The organism is Wolbachia endosymbiont of Drosophila bicornuta (assembly GCF_028982105.1).
GTDB classification, from domain to species: Bacteria; Pseudomonadota; Alphaproteobacteria; order Rickettsiales; family Anaplasmataceae; genus Wolbachia; species Wolbachia pipientis.
In genome coordinates this window covers 1-3254 of sequence record NZ_JAPQLF010000101.1, presented here as the reverse complement: position 1 = coordinate 3254, position 3254 = coordinate 1, and the positions used below count along the sequence as shown (strand labels likewise).

At 36.2% G+C, this 3254-nt stretch carries 3 protein-coding genes and 1 pseudogene; 3 read left to right on the top strand and 1 reads right to left on the bottom strand.

The window, feature by feature from the left end; genetic code table 11:
- The first annotated feature begins 19 nt into the window (after positions 1-19).
- Genes OZD68_RS03220 through pnp form a run of 3 tightly spaced genes read left to right on the top strand, consistent with a single transcriptional unit; the run spans position 20 to position 2931 of the window.
- On the top strand, positions 20-358 hold the full coding sequence (locus OZD68_RS03220; RefSeq protein ID WP_275008988.1) for a hypothetical protein: 339 nt from the start codon (positions 20-22) through the stop codon (positions 356-358).
- Between the two features lie 12 nt (positions 359-370).
- Entirely contained in the window at positions 371-643 is a 273-nt protein-coding gene (gene rpsO / locus OZD68_RS03215) for a 30S ribosomal protein S15 (RefSeq protein WP_006279944.1), read from the top strand.
- Positions 644-657: 14 nt separating this feature from the next.
- Entirely contained in the window at positions 658-2931 is a 2274-nt protein-coding gene (gene pnp / locus OZD68_RS03210; protein ID WP_182309514.1) for a polyribonucleotide nucleotidyltransferase, read from the top strand.
- 113 nt (positions 2932-3044) lie between these two features.
- On the opposite strand, the pseudogene OZD68_RS03205 reads toward pnp, so the two are convergent.
- Positions 3045-3197: pseudogene (locus tag OZD68_RS03205) on the bottom strand (IS4 family transposase); the annotation flags it as partial.
- Positions 3198-3254: the final 57 nt, after the last annotated feature.

Genomic DNA, 3254 nt, shown 5'->3' with positions numbered 1-3254 from the left:
ATAGCTTCATAAATTTATTGTGCGTTACCTACTATCCGAAGAGCGATGCAACAAAGCCATCCCAGTGTCAGCTACTTGGATGACAGAGGGTGGTGGGATGACAGAAGATGATGGAGTGACAGGGAGTAATACAAAAAGTTTCGTCATCCCCATTGAATCGGCTTTAAAATCGATGTTCAAAGTTGAAATTTCCGTAGAAGATGCGGGGAAAATCAGAAAAGGTCAGGAAGTTGTATTAAATAACTTGCGTAATTTAAAGGATCATGATATTTGTTGTACGGTGGTGGGTAGTCTACCTATTGCAATCTGCAGTTTTATTTATGGTTGTGTGAAACCTATTCGTGTTTTTAATATTTAAAATGAGGTTTAGATGTCGATAACATCCGAAAAGAAAAAGAGTTTGATAAATATATATGCAATTAAAGAAGATGATACAGGTTCATCTTTTGTACAATGTGCAATTTTGACCGAGAGGATCAGTAATTTAACTGAGCACTTTAAAGTGCACAAGCATGACCATCACTCTAAGCGTGGTTTACTTATATTGATAGGTAGAAGACGCAAGCACTTAAATTATATAAAGCGTAAATTTGGTAATGAAGCCTATCAGGAATTAATAGAGAAGTTAGGCATTAGAAAATAATCGAGGAATTTAGTATGTTTAAAATTATAAAAAAATCTATAGAGTGGGGTGGTCGTACCTTATCTTTAGAAACAGGAAAAATAGCACGCCAAGCTCATGGTTCAGTAGTTGTAAATTACGGTGATACTTCTGTTTTAGTAACTGTTGTAAGTAAAAAGAAGGAAGAAAATGTTGATTTTCTTCCTTTAAATGTACAGTTTATCGCAAAAAGCTATGCCATGGGTAAGATCCCTGGCGGCTTTTTTAAAAGAGAAGGCAAGCCATCTGATAGAGAAACTTTAATCTCAAGGGTAATAGATAGAAGTATAAGACCACTATTTCCAGAAGGATTTAATGATGAAGTTAGTGTGGTGTGCAATCTATTAACTTATGATACAGTCAATCCTCCTGAAGTGCCAGCATTGATTGGTGCTGTTGCAGCTCTTGCAATTTCTGGTGTTCCTTTTCACTTTACTATAGCTGGAGTGATGGTTGGTTGTGATGAAAATAATAACTATATACTCAACCCTTCTGTTCAAGAGATGAAAGCAAGCAGCTTGGATCTGTTTTTGTCCGGTGATGAAAATTCAATTTTAATGGTTGAATCAGAAGTGAAAGAGCTCTCTGAAGAAAATGTTTTTAATGCAATACAATTTGGCCATGAACACCTTAAACCTGTCATTAAGCTCATAAAAGAGTTTGCTGATACAATTGGCAATAAACCTAAGAGCTTTGCTCCTATTGATACATCAGATATAACACAAGAGCTCGAAAAATACGGTAAAGATTTTGAAAAAGCATATTCGCAAACAGTAAAACAAGAGCGAGTTCAAGCTTTAGAAGCGATCAGAGAGAATATGTTGAATACTCTTAAAGAAACTGGAAAAGACGAAAAGTTAATTATGTATGCAGTAAAAAACTTTGAAAGATCTTTAGTACGTGAAATAATTAGGAAGAAAAGTGTCAGGATAGACGGTCGTAAGCATGATGAGATACGTCAGATAGAAGTTGAAGTTGATATTCTGTCCAAAACTCACGGTTCTGCACTATTTACAAGAGGCAATACTCAGGCACTGGTTGTTACTGCTCTTGGCACCACTCAAGATGAGCAAATTGTGGATGATATTGAAGGGGATAGACGTGAGCATTTCATGTTGCATTATAACTTTCCCTCATTTGCTGTTGGAGAAACTTCTGCTGCGCGTGCACCAGGAAGAAGAGAAATCGGTCATGGCAAACTTGCTTGGAAAGCAATTCATCCTGTTTTACCCGATAAGTCTGAATTTCCTTATACAATAAGAGTAGTGTCCGAAATTTTGGAGTCTGATGGTTCTTCTTCTATGGCAACAGTTTGTGGAACTTCTCTTGCTTTAATGGATACTGGTGTGCCAATAAAGGCCCCTGTTGCTGGAATTGCTATGGGTCTCATCAAAGATAAAGACGAGTATGTAATACTTTCCGATATACTTGGTGATGAAGATTATCTTGGTGATATGGACTTTAAAGTAGCAGGAACTAGTGAAGGGGTTACGGCGCTACAAATGGACATGAAAATTTCTGGTATAAGCTTTGAAATTGTTGAAAAATCTTTAGAACAGGCAAAAGCTGGAAGATTACATATTTTAGAAAAAATGAATGCAGTGATTTCAGAACACAGTGATGATGTCAAAGACCATGCACCAAGGATGTTATCATTTTACATAGATAAAGACAAAATTTCTGCTGCTATAGGTTCTAAGGGGAAAAATATACGCAGTGTGTGTGAAAGAAGTAATGCAAAAATTGAAATAGGAGATGATGGTAAAGTTTCTGTTTTTGCTACGAGTGGCACTGAAGCTGAAATTGCAAAGAGTATGATGATTGATTCAATAACAAAACTAGAACAAGGTTCTATAGTTGATGTCAAGGTTGTAAGAATAGAGAAGTCTATTGTAGAGCTTGAATTTCTTAATGGCAGAAAAGGAAAAATGCACATAAGTGAAATAGCTAATGAACATATAGATTCTATAGAGAGCGTACTTAAACAAGATGATACTTTCAAAGCACTAGTAATTGACTTCGAAAAAGGTGGGTGTCCAAAGTTGTCAAGACGTCGGGTTGACCAAGAGACGGGAGAGTTTTTTGAAGGTGAGCTTTACAACGAGGAAAGGAAAGATGGTCCAAATGACAGGGGTAATTATTACAATAATTCATTTAGTAGAAAACCTGGAGGAAGTCACCATAAGAGGCCTCCTCGTCCTCGTTCTGGTTTCAGCAACAGAAATAGGCCGAAATTTGGTAATAATGATTCATCATCAGGTTTTTATTAAGAGTAAACTTCTTGCGTTACCTCTAGTCATTCCAGTGCTTAACACTGGAATGACACCATTTCTGGTGAAGGTTGTTCTCAAATCACAATGTTAGTACAATCATACGCGTCAAGTTAAGAGATTGTGAGCAAATTTAGAGAGGTTAAAGTGGATACTCTAGCCCTTCTACGTTTGTCTTTTAATGAAAATCGCGACCAAGTTATAGTGAGTTTTTTAAGAAATGCTTTTAAACTGTTAATTTTGGTTAATACTAAAAATATAGCTCTTTTTACAATAATCCGAACAGATCATAATATGCTACTGCTCTACCATAGCCATAAGCA